The sequence below is a fragment of the Streptomyces longispororuber genome, assembly GCF_014656095.1.
In the GTDB taxonomy this organism is placed as follows: domain Bacteria; phylum Actinomycetota; class Actinomycetes; order Streptomycetales; family Streptomycetaceae; genus Streptomyces; species Streptomyces longispororuber.
The window spans coordinates 56039-77941 of the sequence record NZ_BNBT01000005.1 but is presented as its reverse complement, the minus strand read 5'-3'; the positions used below and the strand labels follow the sequence as shown (position 1 = coordinate 77941).

General features: G+C 75.2%; 19 protein-coding genes. 7 read left to right on the top strand and 12 right to left on the bottom strand.

The features are described 5' to 3' along the window. Window positions 1–62 precede the first annotated feature (62 nt). Both IE330_RS02970 and IE330_RS02965 read right to left on the bottom strand, forming a co-directional pair. Window positions 63–1130, bottom strand: a complete 1068-nt coding sequence (locus tag IE330_RS02970) for a hypothetical protein (protein ID WP_190134231.1) — start codon at window positions 1128–1130, stop codon at window positions 63–65. A gap of 365 nt (window positions 1131–1495) precedes the next feature. Next, the gene (locus IE330_RS02965) at window positions 1496–2209 is read right to left on the bottom strand and encodes a DUF1326 domain-containing protein (RefSeq protein WP_190134230.1); all 714 of its coding nucleotides are present in this window, start codon (window positions 2207–2209) and stop codon (window positions 1496–1498) included. A gap of 262 nt (window positions 2210–2471) precedes the next feature. On the opposite strand from IE330_RS02965, the gene IE330_RS02960 reads away from it, so the two are divergent. Next, window positions 2472–3119: a TetR/AcrR family transcriptional regulator gene (locus tag IE330_RS02960; RefSeq protein ID WP_190134229.1), complete on the top strand. Its 648-nt coding sequence runs from the start codon at window positions 2472–2474 to the stop codon at window positions 3117–3119. Window positions 3120–3278: 159 nt separating this feature from the next. On the opposite strand, the gene IE330_RS02955 is transcribed toward IE330_RS02960, so the two are convergent. The 3 genes from IE330_RS02955 to IE330_RS02945 form a co-directional block, all read right to left on the bottom strand. After that, complete coding sequence (locus tag IE330_RS02955) at window positions 3279–3752, bottom strand: carboxymuconolactone decarboxylase family protein (RefSeq protein ID WP_190134228.1); 474 nt, start codon at window positions 3750–3752, stop codon at window positions 3279–3281. Window positions 3753–3872: 120 nt separating this feature from the next. Then, a complete protein-coding gene (locus IE330_RS02950; RefSeq protein ID WP_190134227.1) occupies window positions 3873–4598 on the bottom strand; it encodes a class I SAM-dependent methyltransferase in 726 nt (241 codons plus the stop codon). Between the two features lie 47 nt (window positions 4599–4645). Continuing rightward, the gene (locus tag IE330_RS02945; RefSeq protein ID WP_190134226.1) at window positions 4646–5332 is read right to left on the bottom strand and encodes a response regulator; all 687 of its coding nucleotides are present in this window, start codon (window positions 5330–5332) and stop codon (window positions 4646–4648) included. Between the two features lie 105 nt (window positions 5333–5437). Here IE330_RS02945 and IE330_RS02940 point away from each other — a divergent pair, with 105 nt between their 5' ends. Beyond that, entirely contained in the window at window positions 5438–6145 is a 708-nt protein-coding gene (locus tag IE330_RS02940; RefSeq protein WP_190134225.1) for a class I SAM-dependent methyltransferase, read from the top strand. Between the two features lie 31 nt (window positions 6146–6176). Here IE330_RS02940 and IE330_RS02935 read toward each other — a convergent pair whose 3' ends face one another. Together IE330_RS02935 and IE330_RS02930 are read right to left on the bottom strand one after the other, a co-directional pair. Beyond that, window positions 6177–7235 carry a methyltransferase gene (locus tag IE330_RS02935; RefSeq protein ID WP_229925314.1) on the bottom strand — a complete coding sequence of 353 codons (1059 nt, stop codon included), beginning with the start codon at window positions 7233–7235 and terminating at the stop codon, window positions 6177–6179. Between the two features lie 296 nt (window positions 7236–7531). Next, window positions 7532–8437, bottom strand: a complete 906-nt coding sequence (locus tag IE330_RS02930; RefSeq protein ID WP_190134224.1) for a LysR family transcriptional regulator — start codon at window positions 8435–8437, stop codon at window positions 7532–7534. A 230-nt stretch (window positions 8438–8667) separates the two neighbouring features. Here IE330_RS02930 and IE330_RS02925 point away from each other — a divergent pair, with 230 nt between their 5' ends. Beyond that, entirely contained in the window at window positions 8668–9450 is a 783-nt protein-coding gene (locus IE330_RS02925) for an alpha/beta fold hydrolase (RefSeq protein WP_190134223.1), read from the top strand. 123 nt (window positions 9451–9573) lie between these two features. Here the strand turns inward: IE330_RS02925 and IE330_RS02920 are convergent, their stop codons facing one another. Both IE330_RS02920 and IE330_RS02915 read right to left on the bottom strand, forming a co-directional pair. Continuing rightward, entirely contained in the window at window positions 9574–10098 is a 525-nt protein-coding gene (locus IE330_RS02920; protein ID WP_190134222.1) for a VOC family protein, read from the bottom strand. Between the two features lie 180 nt (window positions 10099–10278). After that, complete coding sequence (locus IE330_RS02915) at window positions 10279–12537, bottom strand: ATP-binding protein (protein WP_190134221.1); 2259 nt, start codon at window positions 12535–12537, stop codon at window positions 10279–10281. A gap of 121 nt (window positions 12538–12658) precedes the next feature. On the opposite strand from IE330_RS02915, the gene IE330_RS02910 reads away from it, so the two are divergent. Next, window positions 12659–15145: a hypothetical protein gene (locus tag IE330_RS02910; RefSeq protein ID WP_190134220.1), complete on the top strand. Its 2487-nt coding sequence runs from the start codon at window positions 12659–12661 to the stop codon at window positions 15143–15145. Window positions 15146–15221: 76 nt separating this feature from the next. Here IE330_RS02910 and IE330_RS02905 read toward each other — a convergent pair whose 3' ends face one another. Beyond that, a complete protein-coding gene (locus IE330_RS02905; RefSeq protein WP_190134219.1) occupies window positions 15222–15767 on the bottom strand; it encodes a hypothetical protein in 546 nt (181 codons plus the stop codon). A 348-nt stretch (window positions 15768–16115) separates the two neighbouring features. Here IE330_RS02905 and IE330_RS02900 point away from each other — a divergent pair, with 348 nt between their 5' ends. Further along, window positions 16116–16694, top strand: coding sequence for a histone deacetylase (locus tag IE330_RS02900; protein ID WP_190134281.1), 579 nt, complete (start codon window positions 16116–16118; stop codon window positions 16692–16694). A 16-nt stretch (window positions 16695–16710) separates the two neighbouring features. Here the strand turns inward: IE330_RS02900 and IE330_RS02895 are convergent, their stop codons facing one another. Both IE330_RS02895 and IE330_RS02890 read right to left on the bottom strand, forming a co-directional pair. Continuing rightward, entirely contained in the window at window positions 16711–17583 is an 873-nt protein-coding gene (locus IE330_RS02895; protein ID WP_190134218.1) for an alpha/beta hydrolase, read from the bottom strand. Window positions 17584–17740: 157 nt separating this feature from the next. Further along, window positions 17741–20053, bottom strand: a complete 2313-nt coding sequence (locus tag IE330_RS02890; protein ID WP_229925312.1) for a collagenase — start codon at window positions 20051–20053, stop codon at window positions 17741–17743. Window positions 20054–20370: 317 nt separating this feature from the next. Here IE330_RS02890 and IE330_RS02885 point away from each other — a divergent pair, with 317 nt between their 5' ends. Next, a complete protein-coding gene (locus tag IE330_RS02885; protein WP_190134216.1) occupies window positions 20371–21570 on the top strand; it encodes an NAD(P)/FAD-dependent oxidoreductase in 1200 nt (399 codons plus the stop codon). After that, entirely contained in the window at window positions 21560–21883 is a 324-nt protein-coding gene (locus tag IE330_RS02880; protein ID WP_190134215.1) for a (2Fe-2S)-binding protein, read from the top strand. Before IE330_RS02885 ends, IE330_RS02880 begins: the two co-directional genes overlap by 11 nt. The last annotated feature ends 20 nt before the right edge of the window (window positions 21884–21903 follow it).

Genomic DNA, 21903 nt, shown 5'->3' with positions numbered 1-21903 from the left:
GCGGTCGGTGGCAAGGGAAAGGCCGCGCCTGCGGGAGCGTCGGACGCGGCGCGGGAGTGCGCTCAGCGGCAGGCCCAGACGGTCGGCTCGTCCCGCCCGCCGGGGATCGCCCAGCTCCGGCCCGCGATCGTGCCGTCGTCACTGGAGACGAGGAGTTGCAGTCCGCGGTCGGGCTCCCACTTCAGCGTGGCGTCGAGCGCCGTCAACCGCCACACGCCCTGTTCCCGCCAGCTCGGGTCGTCGGTGCGCCCGACGATCTGTCCATCGCGGTTGATGCCCCGGATGTCCGCGTTCCGCGACACCACCCGCGGCTCGCCGTCGCGATCCCACAGCACGCTCCGCGGGGGCCCCTCGTAGGAGGTGACGTCCGCGACGACCCGGCCGTTGGACATCCCGCGTGTGACGACGTCCCGGGTCCGGTCGGGGACGGGCAGTGCGCGTGCCTCGCCGTCCTTCCACAGGTAGGGCGTGTCCTCGCCGAATCCGTTCCCCACCGAGACCAGCACGGTGCCGTCCTGGTCGATGCCCGTGGCGATCGCGTCCGTGCCCGTCGGCAGGCCGGTCAGCGCCACCACGGTGCCGGGCTTGTCGGCGGGCCAGAGGACCGGATGCCACCGGTTGCCGTCCTCGTCGTCGATCGCGACGCCGCCGACGACGTCCCCGTGGTCGTTGATGCCTTCCGCCCTCGATGCGTAGGCGCCGGGCAGCTCGGGCAGGCGCTCCATCCCGTGGTTGCGCGAGTGGACGGCGGCGGGGAAGCCGGTTGCCTGCCGGTGGACGTCGCCGACGACCGTCCCGGCGTCGTTGAGGCCGTGGACGGCCACCCGGTTCTGGAAGTCCGGATCGTTCAGGTTGGCGTACGCGGTGAACTCGCCGTTCTTCCACACCGCGGCGCCGTTCTTCTCGGAATGGGCGCCGTAGGAGAGGGCGCCCGCGTAGCCGCCCTCTCCGTCGGCCGCGGTCACGCTGCCGGCGAGCGCGCCGGCGGGCATCCTCAGGGCGGTCCGTGTCCACGTGCAGGACTCGGCCTCGGCCGCGGTGGCGGTGGCGGTGGGCGCCGCGATACCGGCCGTTGTCACCATCAGTGCTGCGGAGAGCAGGAAGCGGGCGGCACTGTGCGTACGTCTCATCGTTCTCCCCCGTTGGTGCGCGCTGTCAGGTCTTCGGCGGTGCGGTGGACGTGTCGACGGAGCGGCAGGGGTCTCGGGGTGGCGTTGTGCCCCTTCCGGTCCCGCGGATGCCTCATGGGTCGACCCTCACCACTGCGGTTCCCACACCGCTGCGAAGGGATGCGCGTTCCACCGGAAGCGCCAAGTGGCGGGCGCGAGAAGGGGGTTGGTCGGTGGTACGCGTGTGGGGATACGGGTTCGGGTGTCCCGTTGGTGTCCCGTTGAGACAGGACACCGCGAGGGACCCGCCCGGCCCGGGTCCGGGGCCGGGCGCGGGTCCAGGCCGGACGGGGCCCTGGGCCGGGCGGGTCAGGGCCCGGCGCGGGTCAGGGGCGCCAGTCGAAGGGGAAGTGCTTGCTCGACCCGCCGCGGTAGGTGTGGGAGAAGTCGAAGCCCTCGGCGTGGTCGCGGTCGACGACGCCCCAGGTGGCGATCTGCCCCGGCCCCGCCTCGGCGCCCGGCGCGTTGACGAGCTGGACCCGGCGTGTGGGGTCGGCGGTGGGACCGGTGAGGGCGGTGGCGCCGACAGCGACCTTGCCGTCGACGTCGGCCCGCCAGTACGACAGGTCCTCGGCGGCGTCGAAGTGGACCGGCGCGTACTGGATGTCGCGCAGTTCGCTGATGAGCGAGCCGAACTCGCCCGGCCAGCCGCCGACGTGCCCGGCGAAGATCTGCTCCAGCGCGTCGCGCTGGGCGCGGTCGCCCTTGGCGTCGATGTAGAGCATCACCTTCATCGTGGCGTCCGGGTCCCCGACCCACATGTTGCCCGCGAACTCGCCGAGCGCGACCACGCCGAGGCCGTCAAGGCGTACGTCCCCGAAGTGCCCCTCGTGGACCTGCCAGACGAGGGTGAACAGGCAGTCCCCGTGGGTCGGGGCCTGCGCGAAGGTGCAGGGGCAGGGCAGCGCGCAACTGCACACGTCGAACCACTCGCCCCGCAGGTGCCAGTCGGGCAGCGTGCCGTTGCTCCCCGCGCTTCCCGCCCGTACGACGGCGGGGCCGGCGGGGGTGGTCCGCGAGGTGGCGGTGGTGGTGCACATGGTGGGTTCCTCCTGGGTCGAGGGGCGAGAGGGGCGAGACGGGCGTGAGGGGGGCGTTCACAGCGTCCTCACGTGGTGCATACCCCGGGGGGGTATGCACGCCGACAAGAGAGGACGCTAGGGCCTTCGCCCCGCCGACGTCAAGTACCCCCCAGGGGTATGCATTCCACACATGTGCGCCCCTGCGTCGCGACCACGCTCCCTGATAACCTCTAACGAAATCTGCACGATCTAGCCGGGCAGGCGGGAAAGGCGGCACGCCATGGCGGAGAAGAGCCCGCAGGGGCCCCGGGAGCGCTACCGCGCGCAGGTGCGCGCGGAGATCAAGGAGCACGCCCGGGAGCAGATCGCCACGGCGGGGGCGTCCGCGCTGTCGCTGAACGCGATCGCCAAGCAGATGGGCATGAGCGGCCCGGCCCTCTACCGGTACTTCGCCGGCCGGGACGAGCTGATCACCGAACTCGTCCGGGACGCGTACCGGAGCCTCGCCGACGCCTTCCGCGCGGCCGCCGCCCCGGGAGCCGACGCGGCCGGTCTCGCGCACGCCCTGCGCGACTGGGCCCTGGCGGACCCCCAGCGGTACTTCCTCGTCTACGGCACGCCCGTGCCCGGCTACCACGCGCCCGACGACATCACCCGGATCGCCGCCGAGATCATGACGACCCTGCTCGACGCCTTCACGCCGCCGCCCCCGGGCGACTCCGGGGGCCCGCTCCAGGAGCACCTCGCGGGGCACCGGGACTGGGCGGGCGACCACCCCGCGCCGCCCGCGGCCCTGCGCCGCGCCCTGGCCTTCTGGACCCGGCTGCACGGCGCGCTGTCCCTGGAACTCGCGGGCCACTTCAGCGGGATGGGGTTCGACCCCGCCGTGCTCTTCGCGGCCGAACTGGACAGCGTCCTGGAGCGCTGACCGGGCCGGGGCGACCGGGTCGGCCCGGCCCTGCCGGGCGGGAGACGGGCGGGTCCGGTGGCCCGTCCGCCTCCGGCGCCATGGACCGGCCCGCCTCCGTCGCCGCAGGCCGGTTCCCTCCCGAGGACGGACCCGTCGGCGCCCCTGTCGACAGACCCGTCAGCCGAACTGGCCCGGCTGGTAGTCGCCCGCGGGGGTCTGGATCGCGACGTTGCCGCGGTTGAAGGCGTTGATGACGGTGACGACGCCCACCAGGGCGCCGAGCTGCTCCTCGTCGTAGTGCTTGGCGGCGTTCGCCCACACCGCGTCCGGGACGCCGCCGGCCGCGTCGGCGATGCGGGTCGCCTCCTCCGCGAACTCCAGCGCCGCGCGCTCGGCCTCGGTGAACACCGTGGCCTCCCGCCAGGCCGCGACCAGGTTGAGCCGCTCCGCGGACTCCCCGGCGTGCACGGCGTCCTTGAAGTGCATGTCGGTGCAGAAGCCGCAGCCGTTGATCTGGCTGGCGCGGAGCTTCACCAGCTCCTGCGTCGAGCGGGGCAGGGTCGACTCCTCGAGCACCTTGTTGGCGGCGACGATGTGCTTGAAGACCTTGCCCAGGACCGGGTTGGTGAAGGGGTTCAGGCGCGCTTCCATGATCTGCTCCATCGTGTCGGTCGGTGGTTCCACCCATACGACGGACCGCAGCGGCCGGATGTGACACGGCCCGTTGTGACCTGCGTCTCCCCCCGCCACACCCCTTCAGTGGCGGAGCAGTCAGGGGCGTCGCGCGACGAAGACGAACTCCCTGCCGGGCCGGTCGGGGGCGTCGCGCACGTCCTCCACGGTGTAGCCGTGGGCGGCCAGGTCGCTCCCGACCTCGTCCCGCTCGCGGAAGCGCAGCGTCGAGTCCGAGGTCAGCACCTGCCCGTCGGCGGCGAAGACGTAGGTCCACCGGAACGTCACCAGCGGCAGGCTCACCTCGACCAGCTCGACCCAGGACTCGACGGCGCCGACCCCCGGGACGCGCGTGACGCCGTGGGTGCGCTCGCGGTTCCACCCCTCCCAGGCGCGCCACGCCGGGTCCCGGGTCTCGAACACCAGGCGCCCGCCGGGGCGCAGGGCCTCGCGCGCGCCGCGCAGGGTCCCGCTCCAGGCCGCCGCGTCGGTGAGGTGCTGGGCGACGTTCGCCGTCATCGTCGCGAGGTCGGCCCGCAGCGGCGGCAGGTCCGTGGCGTCGCCGTGGATCCAGCGCACCCGCTCACCGCCCGGCTTCGCCCGGGCGACGTCGAGGGACGCCCGGGCCGGGTCCACGCCGACGGCTTCCACCCCGCGGTCCGCCAGGAGCAGGGCGAACACCCCGGTACCGCAGCCGATGTCCAGCACCCGGCGCGCCCCGAACTCCCGCACGCACCCGAGGTAGAGGTCGAGGTCGCTCCGGTCCGGGTCGAGCCGGTCGTAGATCGCGGCGAGCCGCGGATGTCCGTAACTCTCGTCAGCCATACGGCCCAACGTATCCCCGGCCGCTCACGGACCACCCGGCTCACACGTCAACAGCCGTCCGTGTCGGCCCCGTTCGCGCCCGGCCCCGTCAGCCCCACCTCGTACGCGAAGATGATGGCCTGCGCCCGGTCCCGCAGCCCCAGCTTGGACAGGATGGCGTTGACGTGGGTCTTGACCGTGGAGCGGCCGATGCCGAGGGCCTGGGCGATCTCCGGGTTGCTCGAGCCCCTGGCCAGTTCGCGCAGTACGTCCGTCTCGCGCGCGGTGAGGGCGTCGAGGCGGCCGTCGGGCCGGGGCCGCGGGGACACGGCGCCGGAGGCGAAGGCGTCGACGAGCCGGCGTGTGACGGCCGGGGCGAGCAGCGCCTCCCCGGCGGCCACGGTGCGGATGGCGTCGACGAGTTCCCCGGGTTCGCAGTCCTTCAGGAGGAAGCCGGAGGCGCCGCCGCGCAGGGCGGAGAACACGTACTCGTCGCGCCGGAAGGTGGTCAGCACCAGGACCCGCGCCGGCGGGTCGAGGGCCGTCAGCCGCCGCGTGGCCTCCAGGCCGTCCATGCCCGGCATGCGGACGTCCATCAGGACCACGTCGGGGTGGTGCGCGCGGGCCAGCGCGACGGCCTCGGCGCCGTCCGCGGCCTGCCCGACCACGGCCAGGTCCGGTTCGGCGTCGACGACGGCCGCGAAGCCCGCGCGCACCACCGCCTGGTCGTCCACCACGAGCACCCGTACCGCCATCGCTCCCCCTCCCCCGCCGCCGCGGAGCCACCCCCCGTTCGCCGGTGACCATTACAGCGCAGGACCGCGCGTCCGCGGCCCGCCGCGGGTGGCTACGGTGGCCCGATGCGCCGGAACGAACCCCACCAGGGCGACCTCGACAGCCGGAACGACCCCGGCCAGGACAACCCCGGCCAGGACAACCCCGGCCGGGACAACCCCGCCCCTGACGACCTCTCGCCGTACTGGAACACGAACGTCGCTCGGCACCGGGACATTCTCCGGGCGGTCCCGCCGGGGTGTCGTGACGCGCTGGACGTGGGCTGCGGCGACGGGCTGCTGGCGCGGAAGCTGGCCGGGCGGGCCGAGCGCGTCACCGGCGTCGACGAGGCGCCGGAGATGATCGCCCGTGCCCGCGGGCTCGCCCGCGGACGGCCGGGGCTCACCTTCGTCGAGGGCGACTTCCTCGCCGCGGACCTGCCCACCGGCGGCTACGACTTCGTCTGCTCGGTGTCGGCCGTCCACCACATGGACTTCGAGGCGGCCCTGACCCGTATGCGGGAACTCCTGTGCCCCGGTGGCACGTTGGTGGTGGTGGGACTCGCCCGCTCGGCGGGTCCGGCGGAGTGGGCCGTGACCGTCGCGGCCGCCCCGGTCGTGCGCCTCACGAAGCTGGTGCGCCGCGCCCGCACGCCCGACGGGATGCCGCTGGCCGCCCCGCGGCTGAGCTACGGCCAGGTGCGGGCCGCGGCGCACCGGATCCTGCCGGGCGTGCGCTACCGCCGGCACGTCCTCCGCCGGTACTCGCTGACCTGGCGGAAGCCCGGCCCGTGAGGCAGTCGTGCCCGGGCCTGGGCGCCCGCCGTCACCCGGCGGTGGCCTCCGCCTCGATGGCGTGGAAGGCGTTGCCCTCGCCGAGCGGCGTCACCGACGTGACCGTGAGGCCCGCGCGGGCGCACACCTGCGTGAACTCGTCGCGGGTGCGCTCCCGGCCGCCCACGTTCACCAGCATGTTGAGGTCGCTCAGGTACGTCAGGCCGCCGTTGGGGCCGGGGACCACGTCGGGCAGGACGGGCTCCACGATCAGGACGCGCCCGCCGGGCGGCAGCACCGCGCGGCAGTGGCCGAGCAGCGTGACCACGCGGTCGTCCGGCCAGTCGTGCACGATGCTCTTGAGAAGGTAGAGGTCGGCGCCCTCGGGAACCGACGCGAAGAAGTCCCCGGCCACCAGGGAGCACCGCTCGGCGACGCCGTGCCGCGCCAGGTTCTCCGCGGCCTGCGCCAGCCCCTCCTCGGTGTCGTACAGGATGCCGGACAGCTTCGGATGGGCTCCGAGCACCCCGGCCAAGAGGGTGCCGTCACCGCCGCCGACGTCGGCGACCGTGGTGAAGCGGCCGAAGTCGTACGCGTCCGGCAGTTGCGCCGCGGTGACCCTGGTGCCCTGGCTCATCGCCGCGTTGAACTGCGCGGACAGCTCCGGTTCGTCCTTGAGGTGGGCGAAGAACTCCTTGCCGAACACCTTGGGGAAGGTGGTCCCGCCGGTCCGTACGCCGTCGTCCAGGTGCTCCCAGGCGCGCAGCATCGCCGGCTCGGTGAACATGCCCACCAACGCCGCCATCGAGTCGGGCCGCCCCGGGTCGAGGAGGCGGCCCGCGGACGTCACCGCGAAGGCGCCCGGGGCGCGCTCCTCCAGGACGCCGAGGCCCGCCAGGGCGCGCAGCAGCCGGTGCATGGCCTGCGGCTGCGCACCCGCGTCCGCGGCCACCTCGGCGGCCTGCCGCTCCTGGTCGCCGAGGAGTTCGACCACGCGCAGCCGCAGCGCCGCGCGCAGCGTCTGGGCCGCCATGCTCCCGAGGACGAGCTGGACCACGTGCGCGCGGTCCGCGCCGCCCGCCCCCAGGGTTCCGCCGTTCGTCTCCGCCACCGCTGCCTCCCCATCTCCGCTCCGGACGCGCGCCGTCCCCCGCGAGCCGCGCAAGTTAGGTCACCCTAACTTGCCGTGTGGTGGGACCGTCGCGATCCGGCCAAGGGGCTTGTGCGGATGGTGCGTTCGGCGGCGCCCTCGGCGCCGTGCCGTGCGCCGCGGAGGTGCCACCCCGGTGCCCGGACTCCCCTTCGCCGACCATGCCTCCGGCAGCCTCGTGTCCCGGACGAGCCGCCAGGTGCTGCTCGGCTTCCGCACGGCGGACGCGCGCGGACGGCCGGGGCGCCGCGCCCCCCTCAGCCTCGCACCGGGGTCGCCTCGGCCGCCTCGTAGCAGGCTTCGATCAAGGCGCGGAGCGCGGCTCCTGGCGGGCCGTCGCGCACCACGAGGTACGTCGGCATGGTGGGTTCCGGTCCGCTCAAGGGGCGGAACACCACGCCGGGTACAGGCAGTTGGCGGGCATGCGGGGCGTAGAAGACCGTCCAGGTCGGTCTGCCGTGGCCGATGGCGGCGAGCGTGTCCTGGTCGTTGGTGAACTCCGGCCCCGGCACGGGCGTGTAACCGGCCGCCCGGCAGGAGCGCACCACCAGGTCGTGGAGGGCGGGGTTGCGCGAGCGCGGGGCGAGCCGCAGCGGCAGCTCCGCGAGCCGGGCCAGCTCGACCGTCTCCAGGGCGGCCAGCTCGTGGCTCGCGGGCAGCGCCGCCAGCAGCGCGTCCTCCCACAGCGGCAGGAACTCGAGCCCGGGTTCGGGGGTCCGTTCGCCGCGCAGCAGGGCCGCGTCCAGGTCACCGGTCCGCACCTGCGCCAGGCGGTGCTCGACGCTGCCGGTGACGAGTTCCACCTGGGCCGCTCCGGCGTGCCCGCCGAACGCGGTGAGCACGGCGTCCAGGCGGGCCCCCAGACCCGCGCTGGTGCCGAGGCGCACCGTGGCGGCCCCTTCGGCGCGCAGGTCGTCGACGGCCTCCCTGGCCCGGGCCTGGAGGGCCAGCATCTCCCTGGCGTACGGCAGGAGCCGGTCGCCGGCCTCGGTGAGCCGGACGACACGGGTGGTACGGGTGAACAGCTCGGCCCCCAGTTCCCGTTCGAGGCGGCGGAGCTGCTGGCTGACCGCGGACTGCGCGATGTGCAGCCGCTCGGCGGCACGGCCGAAGTGCAGCTCCTCCGCCACGGTGAGGAAGTAGCGCAACTGACGCAGCTCCATGGCTCCCCGCCCTCCCCTTCGTCCACCTGCCTCACGCCCGCCGTGACCAGCATTGATCACCGTTCGCGATCAGTTTAGGCGCGGGACGCCCCTTGGTCGGCGGAGGTGATCACGGTTGGCTGAGGACGCCGCGAAGCCGTGGCCCGCGGGAGCCCGCGAGAGCCCGCGGCACAGCCCATGGGGCAGTCCCGGTGCAGCCCACGGGACACCCCCCGGAACAGAGGAGAACCATGCCCAGCCTGCACGTCGACGACACCACGCTCCACTACGAGGACCAGGGGAGCGGCCCCGCGCTGCTCTTCCTGCACGGCTGGGGCACCAGCGGCCGGGCCTGGGACGCCCAGGTGCCCGACTTCGCCCGGGACCACCGGGTGGTCACCGTGGACTGGCGGGGCTGCGGCCGGTCGGCCCACCCCCGGCGGGGCAACACCATCGCCGGGGTGGTCGCCGACCTGGTGGCACTGATCGACGCGCTGCGGCTGGACCGGCCGGTGGTCGTCGGCTCGTCGATCGGCGGGACGTTCGCGACGGAACTCGCCCTGCACCGGCCCGACTTGGCGGCCGGTGTGATCCCGGTGGGGGCCCCGGCGTACTGGCCGTCGACGCGGCCCCAGGACCAGGCGGAGCTGCTGACCCGGCTGCGCCGCGACCGGACCGGCACGGTCACCTCCTGGGTGCCGGGGTGGTACGCGCCGGGCACCGCGCCCGCGCTCGTGGAGCGGACCGTCCGCCAGATCCTGGACTCCGGCGTCCACATCGACGAGCACCAGGCCGCCGCCCGGGGTTACGACCCGCGTCCCGCGCTGCCCGGCCTCCGCGTGCCGGTCCACTACGTCCACGGCGAGCTGGACGCCGCGATCCCCCTGGAGGTGGCCCGAACCTGTGCCGCCCTCACCCCCGGCGCCGGCCTCACCGTGCTCGCCGGCGCCGGCCACATGCCCCACCAGGAGTTCCCCGACCGCTTCAACGCCGCGCTCCGCTCCGCGCTCGCCACGGTCACGGCCGCGGCGTGAACCGCGTGGACGCGGGCGCGCCCCCGCCCGGCCCGGCTGGACACGCGCGCTCGTGCGGCCGCCCCCGCGTCCGGCCCGGCCCCTCACTGAGGGGGCCGTCAGCTCCCGTCAATGACGCTGAGTTCAGTTACGCGGCCCCACCGGACGGCTCGCGATGCCCGTCTCGCGGCCGCTGAGCTCCACGTCCAGCGTCTCCTGCGCCACGCGCATGGCCTCGACGTACTTCGGCTCGGACATCCGTTCCCAGGCCTGCTCCGGCGTGACCTCCTCCTGGCGGCTCATCACCCACCAGATGTTGCCGAAGGGGTCCCGTACGCGGCCGCCGCGGTCGCCCCACGCGCTGTCGCGGACCTCGGTGACGATCCGCCCGCCGTGCGCGACGGCGGCGTCCACCGCGGCGTCCGCGTCGGGGACGTACACCCGCAGCAGCGAGGGCATCACCGGCCAGTCGGGCCGCCGGTCGAAGGCCAGCACGACCGTGTCGCCGACGCGGATCTCGCCGTGCCCGATGGTGCCGTCCTCGACCGGCACCCGCGCGAGCTCCTCCCCGCCGAACGCGGCGGCGACGAAGTCCAGCAGCGCGCCGGTGTCGTCGGTGACCACCCACGGCGCGACGCTGGTGTACCCCTCGGGTGCGGTGTTCTCCATGGTTCTCTCGTCCCCTCGTGCCGTCCTGCCCGACGCGGTGCGTGCCGGGCCTCGCAACACGACGACAGTAGGACTCAAGTAGGTCAGATCATGTCCTAGTTGGGACGAGCGCCGGTGGTGCGGCACCGGCGGTACGACACGCCGGTACGGCGGTGGTGCGGCACGCCGGTGCGGCCTCGCTCAACGGCCCTCGTCCGGCTGGGAGTGCGCGGCATCCGGTTTCCCCAGGCCCGGCGCGGGCGCGCGGGCGTCCAGTGCGTCCAGCAGGTCCCGCAGCCCGGCCAGCGCCCCGCGCGCGGCGGTCGTCATCTCCGCAAGCGCCGAGCTGCGGTCGGCCGTCCCGGCGAGGCCCGCCTCGGCGCTGCGCACCAGCCGTACCGCGTGGCCGACGACCGTGCCGTGCAGGGCCGTGGCGACGCGGCGCCGTTCGCCGGCGGCCGCGTCGCCGACGCGTACGGCAACCGCGTCGAGCACGCGCCGCTCCCACGGGCCGCCCTCGCCGCGCCGGGCCCGCGCCAGCAGGCCGAGGCCCCAGACCGGCAGCAGCCAGGGCACCGCCGCCAGCCCCAGGGCCGTCGTCACGGCCACGGTGCCGAAGCCCGCCGCCTCGGCCGGGTCGGCCACCACCGCGAGCCCGAGCTCCGTCCCGCCGACGACGCCCACCGCCACCGGCGCGGGCCAGGTCGCGCGGGCGGGCCCGTACGCCCCGACCGCGTGCAGGGCGATCAGTTCGCCCGGCCACGCGAGGGCCAGCGCCGTCAGCCAGGCGAAGCCGAGGACGCCCGCGGCCGTGGCCGCCGACCAGGCCAGGGACACGGCGAGCAGGGCCGCGAGGGCTGTCGCGGGGGCCCGGCGGCGCAGCAGCAGGGGGGCCGCGTGCGCCGTCAAGAGGCAGGCCAGGGCAGCGAGTTCGGGGCCGCCTCGCGCGGCTGCGGCGAAGGGCCCCGCCGCCGTCGCGAGCAGGGGCCCCGCCGCGCAGGCCGTGAACGCCGCCACGTCCAGCGCCCTCGGCCACCACGCGCGCCGGGCGCGCCGTACGGGGGTCGGCAGGCTCGCGGCCACGGTCCAGCCCCCGTGCGCCCCCGGCCCCGCCGTCAGCCTCCCGCCCAGCGCCGCCACCCGCTCCCGCAGGAGCCCGAGGCCCCGGCCGCTGCCCCACGCCGTGGCACCTCCGGCGGGCCGCGGGGCGGGGGCGTTGGTCACCGCGACCGTCAACTCCACGAGACCCTGGCGTACTTGTACCGTGACCGGTGCCCCGGCGGCGTACCGCATGGCGTTGGTCAGCGACTCCTGCACGACACGGTAAGCCGTCACGCGGACGTCGGGCGGCAGGGCGCGGGGGCGTCCGTGGAGGTCGAGGGACACGGGCGTGCCGAGGCGTTCCAGGCCCGCGCACAGGGACGGCAGGACGTCGTGCAGCCCGGCGTTCCGATCGTCCCTCTCCGTGCCCTCACCCCTCTCCGTGGCCTCATCCCTCTCCGTGCCTTCAACCCTCTCGGCTCCCAGAGCTTTCTCGGCCCCCTCAACCCCCGAAGCCCCCACCGTCCTCTCGGACCCCTCACCCCTCCGGGCCCCGCCGCCCCCACCGCCCCCACCGCCTTCGTCGCCCCCGCCGTCCCCCTCGTCCGGTACGTCGGCGGCCGCCGCGACCATGGCTCCGAGGGCGGCCAGCACGTCGCGGCCCACCGCGGCGCCCGCGGCGAGGGCCTCGTCGGCCAGTTCGGGGTGGGCGTCGAGGAGACGCCGCGCCGCCGCGCCCTGCACGGCCAGGGCGGTGAAGTGGTGCCCCGCGGTGTCGTGCAGGTCGCGGGCGAGCCGTTCGCGCTCGGCGGCCGCCGCGACTCGGCGTTCGCCCGCCACGTCGGCCAGGCGCGCCAGGGCGCGGGCGCGCCCGGCCTTCCGGTGGGCCCACAGGCGCCCGCCAAGGACGACGGCCGCGTGCAGCAGGGCCCCCGCGACGAGGTCGTCGAGCAGGGGCCCGGCCAGGTCACCGCCCGCGCCGGGCAGCGGTGTCGCCGCCGTCGCGAGGGCGGCGACGGGCAGGGCGAGGCGCACCGGCCGGTGCACGGACAGGGAGTACAGCGCCACCCAGACGGCGACGGGCAGCGCGGCCGTCAGGACCGACTGGGGCAGCAGCGCCCGTGTCACCACGTCGGCGCAGAGCGCGGCGCAGCACACCGGTGCCGGGGCCGTCCTCCGCCGCACCAGGGCCGCCGCGGCCAGGACCACCACGAGAGACCCGACAGCCGACTGCCAGGCCGCGCCCGCGCCGCCTCCCCCGCCCCCGGCTCCGCCCTCGCCTCCGGCCCCGCCCGGGAAACCGTCGAGGACCCCGCCCAGGACGACCGCCGCCACATGTCCCGCCACGAGCAGCGCGGGAACCACCACATCGGCGGCCCTCGGCCCGCCCGGCCCCGCACCCGTCGGTCCCCGTCCCACACCGCGACCCTACCGGCGCCCTTCTCCACCCAGGGGTGGAGGAGAGACCGGCCCTCTGGCCGGTGCCGGACCCCTGCCCGCGCAGGACGCGACCCCGCCCCGGCCACGGTGTCCTTGACCCATGAGCATCGACCGACGCACCGCCGTCACGGGAGGCATCGCCACCGGACTTGCCCTGGCGGCCGGGTCCGCAGCGGCCACGGCCAGGAACGCCACCGCGGGCCGACCCCCGGACCGGCAAATCATCAGCGTTCAGGGGGAGTTCCCCACCCGCACCACCCTCCCCGTCGCCCGCGACCGCCGCGCCTCGGGCGGCGCGTACCTGGCGCTGGCCACCGCCGACCCCCCGCCCGCCGGGGGCGGTTGGTACGCCACGTACACCGTGACGGCCCCGGCGGCCGGGCCGTACCGTCTGGAGGCGGTCACCTCCGTGCCCGTGGAGCGGCCCGGCGCCGAGGAGCCCGGCTCGTACGTCCGCCTGGCGGTCAACGGCGGCGAGCCGGTGCCGCTCGCCCACTCCCAGCCCCACTGGTACGAGTCGCCCAGGGCCTGGGGCGCGCTGTCCCGGGTCGCGCTCGGCGACGTCGAGCTGTGCCGGGGCGCCAACACCGTCACGTTCAGGGTGGACGGGCCGACGGTCCTGGACACGTACACCGGATACCGCTTCCTGCTGGACGAGTTCACGCTCACCCGTGTCCCGGTGGCCCTGCGCCGGGTGCACGCCGGGGATCCGGCGGCCGGTCTCGGCCACCACCGCGACGGCGAGCACGCGCCCTTGCGCTTCGAGCTGAACGCGTCGGCGCCCGAGCCGTTGACCGTCTCCTACCGTGTCCTCGACTATTCCTCGCGGCGGGTCGCCTCCGGCTCGGTGCGCGTCCCGGCGGGGGCCACCGGGGCCGCGGCGCCCCTGCCCCCGCTGCCGCCGGGGGCCTACCGCGCCGTCGCGGCCCTGAGCACGTCCCCGCGGTCCACCGTCACCGGGCGGTTCGCCCGGCTGCCCGCGCGCCGTGCGGTGTCCGGCCCTGCGAACCGCTTCGGCGTCAACGTGGCCACGTTCGCGCTTGTCCCGCCCGCGCGGCTGCCCGCGCTCGCCTCGGCCGTCGCCGCGATGGGCGTCGGGTGCGTCCGCGACGGCAGCTCCTGGCCGGCCGCGCAGCGCGCCCGGCACGCGCCCTTCGACAGCGAGGTGCACGACACCGTCATCGACACCTTTCACGAGCACGGCCTGGCAGTCCTCGAAGTGGTGTCCCCGCCCCCGGACTGGGCGTTGACGCCGGTCTCCGTGCCGCTGCCCGCCGACCTGCGTGACGCCTACCGCTACGCCGCCCACCTCGCCGGACGCGGCAAGCGGGCCGTGGCCGACGCGCTCCAGCTCTCCAACGAGCCCGACGTGGACGACACCGCGAGCACCGGCGACCAGCACGCCGCGTACGTGAAGGCGGCGGCGCTCGGCGTCCGGGACCGGCCGGGCGGGCCGCCCGTGGTGCTGCCGGGCATCGCGGGCGAGGGCGTCTTCCAGGAGCTGATGCTGCGCAACGACGTGGCGCGGTACGCCGACGTGTGGAGCTTCCACGGCTATCCGCCCCTGGACGACCCCGACCCCGAGCCGCCGTCGGCGCCCGAGGACCAGCAGGAGCTGCGGGAGCGGTACGGGGCCCCGGCCCGGCGGCTCGCGATGTGGATGACGGAGTGCGGCGCCTTCCTGCCCGCGGAGCCGGGCGCGGACCTGCCGTACGCCACGCAGCGCGTACAGGCCCGCTACCTGGTGCTGTCGACCGTGGAGAGCCTGGCCGCGGGCACGGACCGGCAGTTCTGGTTCTGCGGGCCGCCGTGCACGGACGAGGGCACCTCGTTCGCGCTGTTCAGCCGCGCCTTCCAGCCGCTGCCCGCGTACAGCGCGTACGCCGCGCTGACCGCGCTCCTCGGCGAGGCCAACTACGTACGGACGCTGGCGGAGTTGCTGCCGCGCGCGGCCGGGTTCGTCTTCGCCGACGGCGCGGGGCGCACGGTGACGGTGGTGTGCGCGCCGCGCACGCGGACCGTGGACGTGCCGGTGCCGGACGCGGCGACGCGCGTGTACGACATCATGGGCGCCCCGCACCCCGCGCCGCCCCGGTCGCGGCGCGGCACCGTGCGCGTGCGGGCGTCCCGCGACCCGCTCTACCTGGTGACGGACGCGCCGCCGCCCGGCACGCCGCGGCCCCCGTCCGGCCCGCTCCGGCCGCGGGTCCTCTCCCCGGCGGAGCACATCGTCCTGGCCCAGCGGTACGCGGCGGCCGACTCCGCTCCCGGCAAGGCCGACGGCGACGCGGAGCCGCCGCTCGGGTACCGCCTCGGGGCGCGCACCCGGATGGTCCTCGACGTCTACAACTTCGACCGGGTCGCGCGGACGGTCACGCTCCGGGTACGGCCGCCCGAGGGCTGGCGGGTGACGCCCCAGCGGGTGGAGGAGGTGCGGGTGCCCGCGCACGGGCGGTTCGGCGTGCCCTTCACCGTCACGGCGGGCGAACGGGTGCCCTCCGGCGTGGACCACCCGCTGACCTTCGAGGCCCGCCTCGGCGGGACGCCGGTGCCGCCGTCGGTGTCGCTCGTCCAACGGCGGCCTTGAGGAGGGTCACCGGGGCCGGGCACGAGCCGGTCCGACGCGGCCGGGCCCGGGCCCGGGCGCCCTGCCCGGACGTGCCCTAGCGCAGACCGAACTGGCTGCGGCCGTTCAGCTTGCCGTTGGTGAAGGAGAAGGACGCGACGCCGAAGGGGGACTTCTGCTCGCAGGTGTAGACCGCCGACTTCGCGCCCTTGGCCTCGGCGTCGGCGGTGCGCACGCACACGCCCCTGCCCGCGACCGCGTGCATCTGGGCGACCGTCTTGCCCTTGGTGATCTTCTTGTACTTGGCCTTCGTCATCTTGCCGTTGGACGTCCTGCCGTCCAGGCCCCCCTGCGACTTCAGCTCCAGCTTGCTGTTGACGAACAGGAAGGACGCCGTGCTGCCCCTCTTGTTGCCCTTGCACGTGTAGGTCTTGCTGGAGTAGCCGGGCGAGCTGCTGCTCGAGGTCTTCTTGCAGGCGCCCGAGCCCGCGGTCGAGTGCAGCTTGGCGACGGTCGCGCCCAGCTTGACCTTGTCGTACTCGGCCCGCGTGATCGAGGCCGAGGCCGCCTGCGCGGACGGGGCCAGGGTGGCGGTGAGGGCGGTGGCGAGCAGACCGGCGGCGGCCAGGCTCTTGCGTGACATGGGGGTCCCTTTTCGTAGGTCTCTTGGGGGTCTCTCGGAGCTCGTGCGCCGCACGGCACGACACGACGCGGCATGGCATGGCAGGGCATGGCATGGGGCGGCATGGCGTGGCGTGACGGCGGCAGGGAGGAGGGACGTCTCGAAGACACAGCCCCCCGCCCTTCGAACAAAGCGAAGTATAAGGAGGAGTCGATCTTCTTTTCGAGAGCTTTCGATCACTTTCGCGTGATGACGGACCATGTCGGGCTCATACTGGTCAGGAGTCCGCCCCCGCCGCACACGGAGCCGCTCGTGCCGCGTCCCGTCCCGGGCCCGGAGCACGTCTGGTACGTCTCCTACGGCTCGAACATGCACCTGGACCGCCTGATGGCGTACATCGCCGGCGGCAGGCCCCCGGGGTCGTCCCGGGACCACCCCGGCTGCCGCGACCGCCGCCCGCCGCGGGTGTCCCGGGCCGTGGAGCTGCCGGGTGTGCTGTACTTCGCCACGGAGTCGGTCCTGTGGACGGGCGGCCGGGCCTTCTACGACCCCGGCGCCGACGGCCGGGTGTACGCGCGGGCGCACCTGGTGACTCCGGCGCAGTTCTCGGACATCGCCGCCCAGGAGATGTACCGGCCGCCCGGCACCGACCTCGACCTGACGGCGGTCCTGCGGGACGGGCGGGCCCGCCTCGGCGCCGGGCGCTACGAGACCCTGGTGTGCGCGGGCCTGCTCGACGGGCTGCCCCTGCTCACCTTCACGGCCCCCTGGCGGCTGACCGACGTCGCCCTGAATGTCCCCGCGCGCGCCTATCTGCGGCACCTGGCCGCGGGCCTGCTGGAGACGGCCGCCTGGGACGAGGCCGCCGTCGCCGCCTATCTCGCGGCCTGCCCGGGCGCGCTCGGGCACTGGACCGCCGGGCGGATCGCGGGGCTGCTGGTCCGCTGAGGGCGGGGCCCGCGGCTCAGGCGCGGGGCTCGTCCCGGAGGAAGTCGGCGAGCGCCGCGGCCAGGGCCTCGGGCGCCTGCTCGGCGACGTGGTGGCCGGAGTCGATGCCGTGCCCGCGCACGTCGGTGGCCCACCGGCGCCAGATGGCCAGCGGATCGCCGTAGAGGTCCTCCAGGTCGTCCCGGAGCGACCACAGGGCCAGCGCCGGGCAGGTGACACGCCGCCCGGCGTCCCGGTCGGCCTCCTCGTGGAACCGGTCGACCGTGAGCCCGGCGCGGTAGTCCTCCAGCATCGCCCGCACCACCTCGGGGCGGCGGGTCGCCTGCCGCCACTCCTCGTAGTTCTCGGGGCCCATGGCGTCCGGGTCGCCGCGGTACCAGGCGTCGGGGTCGGCGGTGATGACCCGCTCGGGGATGTCCGGCTGCGCGAAGAAGAACCAGTGCCACCACTGGGTGGCGAACTCGGCCGTGATCCGCGACAGGTGCTCCGTCACCGGCAGGCAGTCCAGGAAGGCCACCCGGGAGACGGCGTCCGGGTGGTCGAGCACCAGGCGCAGCGCCACGGCGCCCCCGCGGTCGTGTCCGGCGAGGGCGAAGCGGCGGTGCCCGAGGTGGCGCATCGCCGCGACGACGTCCCCGGCGACGGCGCGCTTGGAGTAGCCCGCGTGGTCCGCCGTGAACCGCGGCCCGGTGGAGCGCCCGTAGCCGCGCAGGTCCGGGCAGACCACCGTGTGGCCGGCCGCCACGAGCCGCGGCGCGACCCGGTGCCACGTCGCCGACGTACGGGGGTAGCCGTGCAGGAGCACCACCGGCGGGCCGTCACCGCCGAAGCGGACGAAGACGGACGCCTCACCGACGTCGATCCGTGTCTCCTCGAAACCTTCGAACACCCTTGTCCTCCTCGGTCCTCGGCTCGCGCACGCCCGCCGACGCGGCATCGGCTCTCCCCTCTGCCCCGGATCCCGGGGGTCACGCGTGCGGCGGGGGGCACTGGTGGCGCCCTCCGCCGCTGCCGCCCGTGGGCGGGGTGCCGCCGGGGTACGGGTGTCAGCCGCGCAGCGGGCCCTCGCAGTGCACGTCAGAGGTGCCGCCGTGGCCGTCGGGCCAGATGTCCACCCGGCCGAAGGAGCAGGTCATGTCGGTGAGGTTGTTGTCGCCGCCCGTCGCCCGGTCCAGGACGAAGTGGTCGACGGTCTCGGACATGTCCTTCAGGACGAGGTCCGCGTCGGCGGCGTCGGTGAGCCGCGCCGTGACCCGGCCGGTGCAGGTGAAGCGCGGGCGCTCCGGGGAACCCCCGGCGGCGCACCGCGGCGCGAGGCCGGTCGTCGCGGCGAGGGAGTCGCGGATCCGCGCGGCCGTCGCGGCGCGCAGCTCGCCCACCGGGACGTACGTGGTGTCCGGCACGAACAGGTCGTCCACCTGGGCGATCTGGTCGTCGAGGAACGCGTCGAACTCCCGCTGGACGCCCGCGTTCCCGCCGAGCCGGTCGCGCCAGGCGTCGAAGGCCGCCGGGTCGCCGGCGCGCAGCAGGCGGTACATCTCCTGGAGCCGGGACGGGTGTTCGGTCCACAGGTACGTGAAGAACGCGCCCGCGTAGTCGTAGAAGCGGAAGCCGTCACCGGCGTACGTGGCGTGCAGCAGCTCGTCGACGGTCATGCGCGGGCGGCCGCCCGCGGTGTCGGCGATGACGCCCTGGATCAGGGACTTGCGGACCTTGACGCCGTCGTCGCGGGTGGCGCCGCCGAGGAACTCCGCGGTGCCCTCGTCCATCGCCGTGGTCCGGTCGCCCTCGTACCAGGGGCCCTCGCCGAAGAAGCCGGGCACCGCCCAGCGGCCGTTGAGGTAGTGCGTGTACTCGTGCCGGAACAGCTCTTCGAGCGTGAGCGAGGAGTCCTGGGGGACGCGGCGCTGGTACGTGTAGAAGGTGGCGCCCCGCTCGATGTACATGCCGCCGTTGTCGGTGCCCAGGCCGGTCAGGAGCGGCTGGAAGTCCTCGTACTGGGCGCGCGAGGCGTACAGGACGACGCGCAGGTCGGTGTTCGGGTCGCCCGCCAGCGGGGCCCGGGTGCCGACCACCCGCCGGAACTGGGCCTCCACCTGGCGGCTCGCGTAGGCGAGCTGGTCCACGGTGTCCCGGCCGAGTGCGGTGCGCACCGCCATGCCGTCCGTGCCCTGGACGCCGTAGCGGTAGGTGTGCGGGAAGAGACGCTTCTCGATGTCCGGGCGGCACACCTGGTACGGGGCGCAGGCGTCGAACGCGATCAGCCAGGCGGCGACCTTCGCCCAGGGCGCGCTGAGGTCGCCGAAGGCGCGGGCGGTGACGGCGAGCAGCGGACCGAGACCGGGGACGATCTCGCCGCGGAGTGCGTCGATCTGACCCATGCGCCCGTACTCCGAGACGGCGTCGCGCGCCACCCACGCGTTGGCCGTGCCCTTGAGGTGGGTGTGGTGCGCGAACGCCTTGAAGGCGGCGCGGTAGGCGGGCGCGGCGGTGACGGCCGCGTGGAAGGCGGTGTCCTGGTTGCCGGGGTACACGCCCAGGTAGTTGACGGAGAGGGCGGCGAGCGCGGCACCGGCCCACGAGGCGTCCTTGTGGGTGTCCGGCCGGTCCGGTCCCATGGTCGCGAGGACCCGCTGGATCAGCGGCAGTTGGTGCTGGCGCAGGCCCGGGGCGCTCGCCGCGTACAGGGCCTCGCGCAGCGTCTCGGCATTGGTACGGGTCACGTCGAAGGTGCGGGCGGCCGATCCGAAGGCGTCGACGGCCGCCCGCGTGGCGGCGACGGTCGGCGGGTCGGTGACGTCGATCTCGTCGCGCGAGAAGTCGTGGTACGCCACCGCGTGCAGATAGGTGAACATCTCCAGGAGGTGGCTGCCGTTCCTGCCGTCGTGGCCCGCCGCGAGCGCGCCGGCGCGGCGGGCGACGGCCTGCACGTGGGCGTCGGACATCACCGGCGCGAGGCGCCGGTCCCACGTCCAGACGAGGCCGCGCAGGCAGCCGTCGGCGGTGACGGCGCGGTCGGCGAGGAAGTCGGCGAGGCCCTCGGGGGACAACCGCGCCAGATCGTCGAGCGTGCAACCGGCAACGCGGGTGCGCTCGGTGGGCTCGGGTGTGCGCGGGCCGGGGACGCGGCCGTCGGCCAGACCGCCCGGCGCGAGCAGCCGCCGGGCCGACGGCTCGGGCGCCCTGGCCACCCGCTCGGCCCGATCGTACGGGTCGGCCGCGGCGGCCCCGCGGTCAGCCGTACGCCGCTCCGCGGGCGCCGGGGCGGTGGTGTCCGCCTGCCCGGGCGGGGCGACGGTGACGCACAGGGCCACCGCCGTGAGGAAGGTGAGCGCGCCTCTGCACAAGGATCGGCTCAAGGGTCCGTGCAGGGGCCTGCGCGGTGGTCTCGGACCGGGTCTCGAAGGAAACACAGGGGCTCCCGAGGTGGGGGGTCGTGGGAGAGCGGCGCCGCGGCATGATGCGCCGGAGCTCAAGTGCAGGTCCTTGTAGGGCCGTTGGCGGCGTTGCCCACGCGGCTCGCTCTCCGCCATGTGACGCGTAACGTAGTAATGTGAAATTGCACTGACAAGGGGTCAGACACGCCTTTGCCGCAACGAACGGGCATCTGACGAGCGGCAGTTGAGGAGCCACGCGATCCCTTGGCAGCCTCGGTGCAATGTGAAATATTACTGACGTGGCCACGGTCGAGCGGACAGCGAGCACCTCCCCGGACGTCATCGTCGTCGGAGCGGGCGTGGTCGGTGCCGCCTGCGCCTACTACGCGGCCCGCGCCGGCCTGGACGTCACCGTGGTCGACCGCGGCCCCGTCGCGGGCGGGACCACGGGCGCAGGTGAGGGCAACCTGCTGGTCTCGGACAAGGAGCCCGGCCCGGAACTGGAACTGGCCCTGCTGTCCACGCGGTTGTGGCGCTCGCTCGCCGAACTGCTGCCGCCCCGGATCGAGTACGAGGCCAAGGGCGGTCTCGTCGTCGCCTCCGAGCCGGGCGCCATGGCCGCCCTGCGCGACTTCGCCCGGCGGCAGGCGCACGCGGGCGTCACCGCGCGGGAGGTGCCGGGCGAGCGGCTCCGCGAGCTGGAACCCCATCTGGCTCCCGGCCTCGCGGGCGGCTTCCACTACCCGCAGGACGCCCAGGTGCAGCCCGCCCTCGCCGCCGCCCATCTGCTGCGCGCGGGCGGCGACCGGGTCCGGCTGCGGCTCGGCGAGGAGGTCACCGGCGTCCTCACCGGCGCCGGCGGGCGGATCCGCGGCGTGCGGACCCGCGCGGGCGAGCTGCACGCGCCGTACCTCGTGAACGCCGCGGGCACCTGGGGCGGCGACCTCGCCCGGCTCGCGGGCGTGGCCCTGCCCGTGCTGCCGCGGCGCGGCTTCGTCCTGGTCACCGAGGCGCTGCCGCGCGTGGTCCGGCGCAAGGTGTACGCGGCGGACTACGTCGCCGACGTCGCCAGCGACTCGGCGGCGCTGCGGACCTCGGCCGTCGTCGAGGGCACCCCCGCCGGGCCCGTGCTCATCGGCGCGAGCCGGGAGCGGGTCGGCTTCGACCGCTCCTTGTCGGTGGCGGCGCTGCACCGCCTGGCCGCGCAGGCGGTACGGCTCTTCCCGGTCCTCGCCACCGTACGGGCCGTGCGCGCCTACGCCGGGTTCCGGCCGTACCTGCCCGACCACCTGCCCGCGATCGGTGCCGACCCCCGCGTCCCCGGCCTGCTGCACGCCTGCGGTCACGAGGGCGCGGGCATCGGCCTCGCCCCGGCGACGGGCCTGCTGGTGGCCGCGCTGCTCACCGGCGGCGAACTCCCGCTCGACACCGCGCCGTTCCGGCCCGACCGGTTCGGCGCGCACTCCGCCTGCGGAAAGGAAGCGAACCATGGCGCGTGACAGCCGTACGCCCGCCCGCCTCGTGGGCGCGGCGCCCCGGGCCGCCTTCGAGATCACCTTCGACGGGCGCCCGGTCCCGGCCCTGTCCGGCCAGTCGGTGGCGGCCGCGCTGTGGGCGGCGGGCATCCTCGCCTGGCGCACCACCCGCGTCGGCGGACGGCCGCGCGGCGCGTTCTGCGGCATCGGCCAGTGCCACGACTGCCTGGCCACCGTCAACGGCCGCCCCAACCGCCGCGCCTGCCTGGTCCCGGCCCGGCCCGGCGACGCCGTCACCACACAGGAGGGACACGGCCGTGCCGGACTCGACACCTGAGGCGGAGGGGCCGGGGCCGT

Excerpts from the sequence above, each read along its gene's own strand:
- IE330_RS02970 (WP_190134231.1), bottom strand. The coding sequence starts at position 1,130 with ATGAGACGTACGCACAGTGCCGCCCGCTTCCTGCTCTCCGCAGCACTG.
- IE330_RS02965 (WP_190134230.1), bottom strand. The coding sequence starts at position 2,209 with ATGTGCACCACCACCGCCACCTCGCGGACCACCCCCGCCGGCCCCGCC.
- IE330_RS02960 (WP_190134229.1), top strand. The coding sequence starts at position 2,472 with ATGGCGGAGAAGAGCCCGCAGGGGCCCCGGGAGCGCTACCGCGCGCAG.
- IE330_RS02955 (WP_190134228.1), bottom strand. The coding sequence starts at position 3,752 with ATGGAAGCGCGCCTGAACCCCTTCACCAACCCGGTCCTGGGCAAGGTC.
- IE330_RS02950 (WP_190134227.1), bottom strand. The coding sequence starts at position 4,598 with ATGGCTGACGAGAGTTACGGACATCCGCGGCTCGCCGCGATCTACGAC.
- IE330_RS02945 (WP_190134226.1), bottom strand. The coding sequence starts at position 5,332 with ATGGCGGTACGGGTGCTCGTGGTGGACGACCAGGCGGTGGTGCGCGCG.
- IE330_RS02940 (WP_190134225.1), top strand. The coding sequence starts at position 5,438 with ATGCGCCGGAACGAACCCCACCAGGGCGACCTCGACAGCCGGAACGAC.
- IE330_RS02930 (WP_190134224.1), bottom strand. The coding sequence starts at position 8,437 with ATGGAGCTGCGTCAGTTGCGCTACTTCCTCACCGTGGCGGAGGAGCTG.
- IE330_RS02925 (WP_190134223.1), top strand. The coding sequence starts at position 8,668 with ATGCCCAGCCTGCACGTCGACGACACCACGCTCCACTACGAGGACCAG.
- IE330_RS02920 (WP_190134222.1), bottom strand. The coding sequence starts at position 10,098 with ATGGAGAACACCGCACCCGAGGGGTACACCAGCGTCGCGCCGTGGGTG.
- IE330_RS02910 (WP_190134220.1), top strand. The coding sequence starts at position 12,659 with ATGAGCATCGACCGACGCACCGCCGTCACGGGAGGCATCGCCACCGGA.
- IE330_RS02905 (WP_190134219.1), bottom strand. The coding sequence starts at position 15,767 with ATGTCACGCAAGAGCCTGGCCGCCGCCGGTCTGCTCGCCACCGCCCTC.
- IE330_RS02900 (WP_190134281.1), top strand. The coding sequence starts at position 16,116 with ATGCACCTGGACCGCCTGATGGCGTACATCGCCGGCGGCAGGCCCCCG.
- IE330_RS02880 (WP_190134215.1), top strand. The coding sequence starts at position 21,560 with ATGGCGCGTGACAGCCGTACGCCCGCCCGCCTCGTGGGCGCGGCGCCC.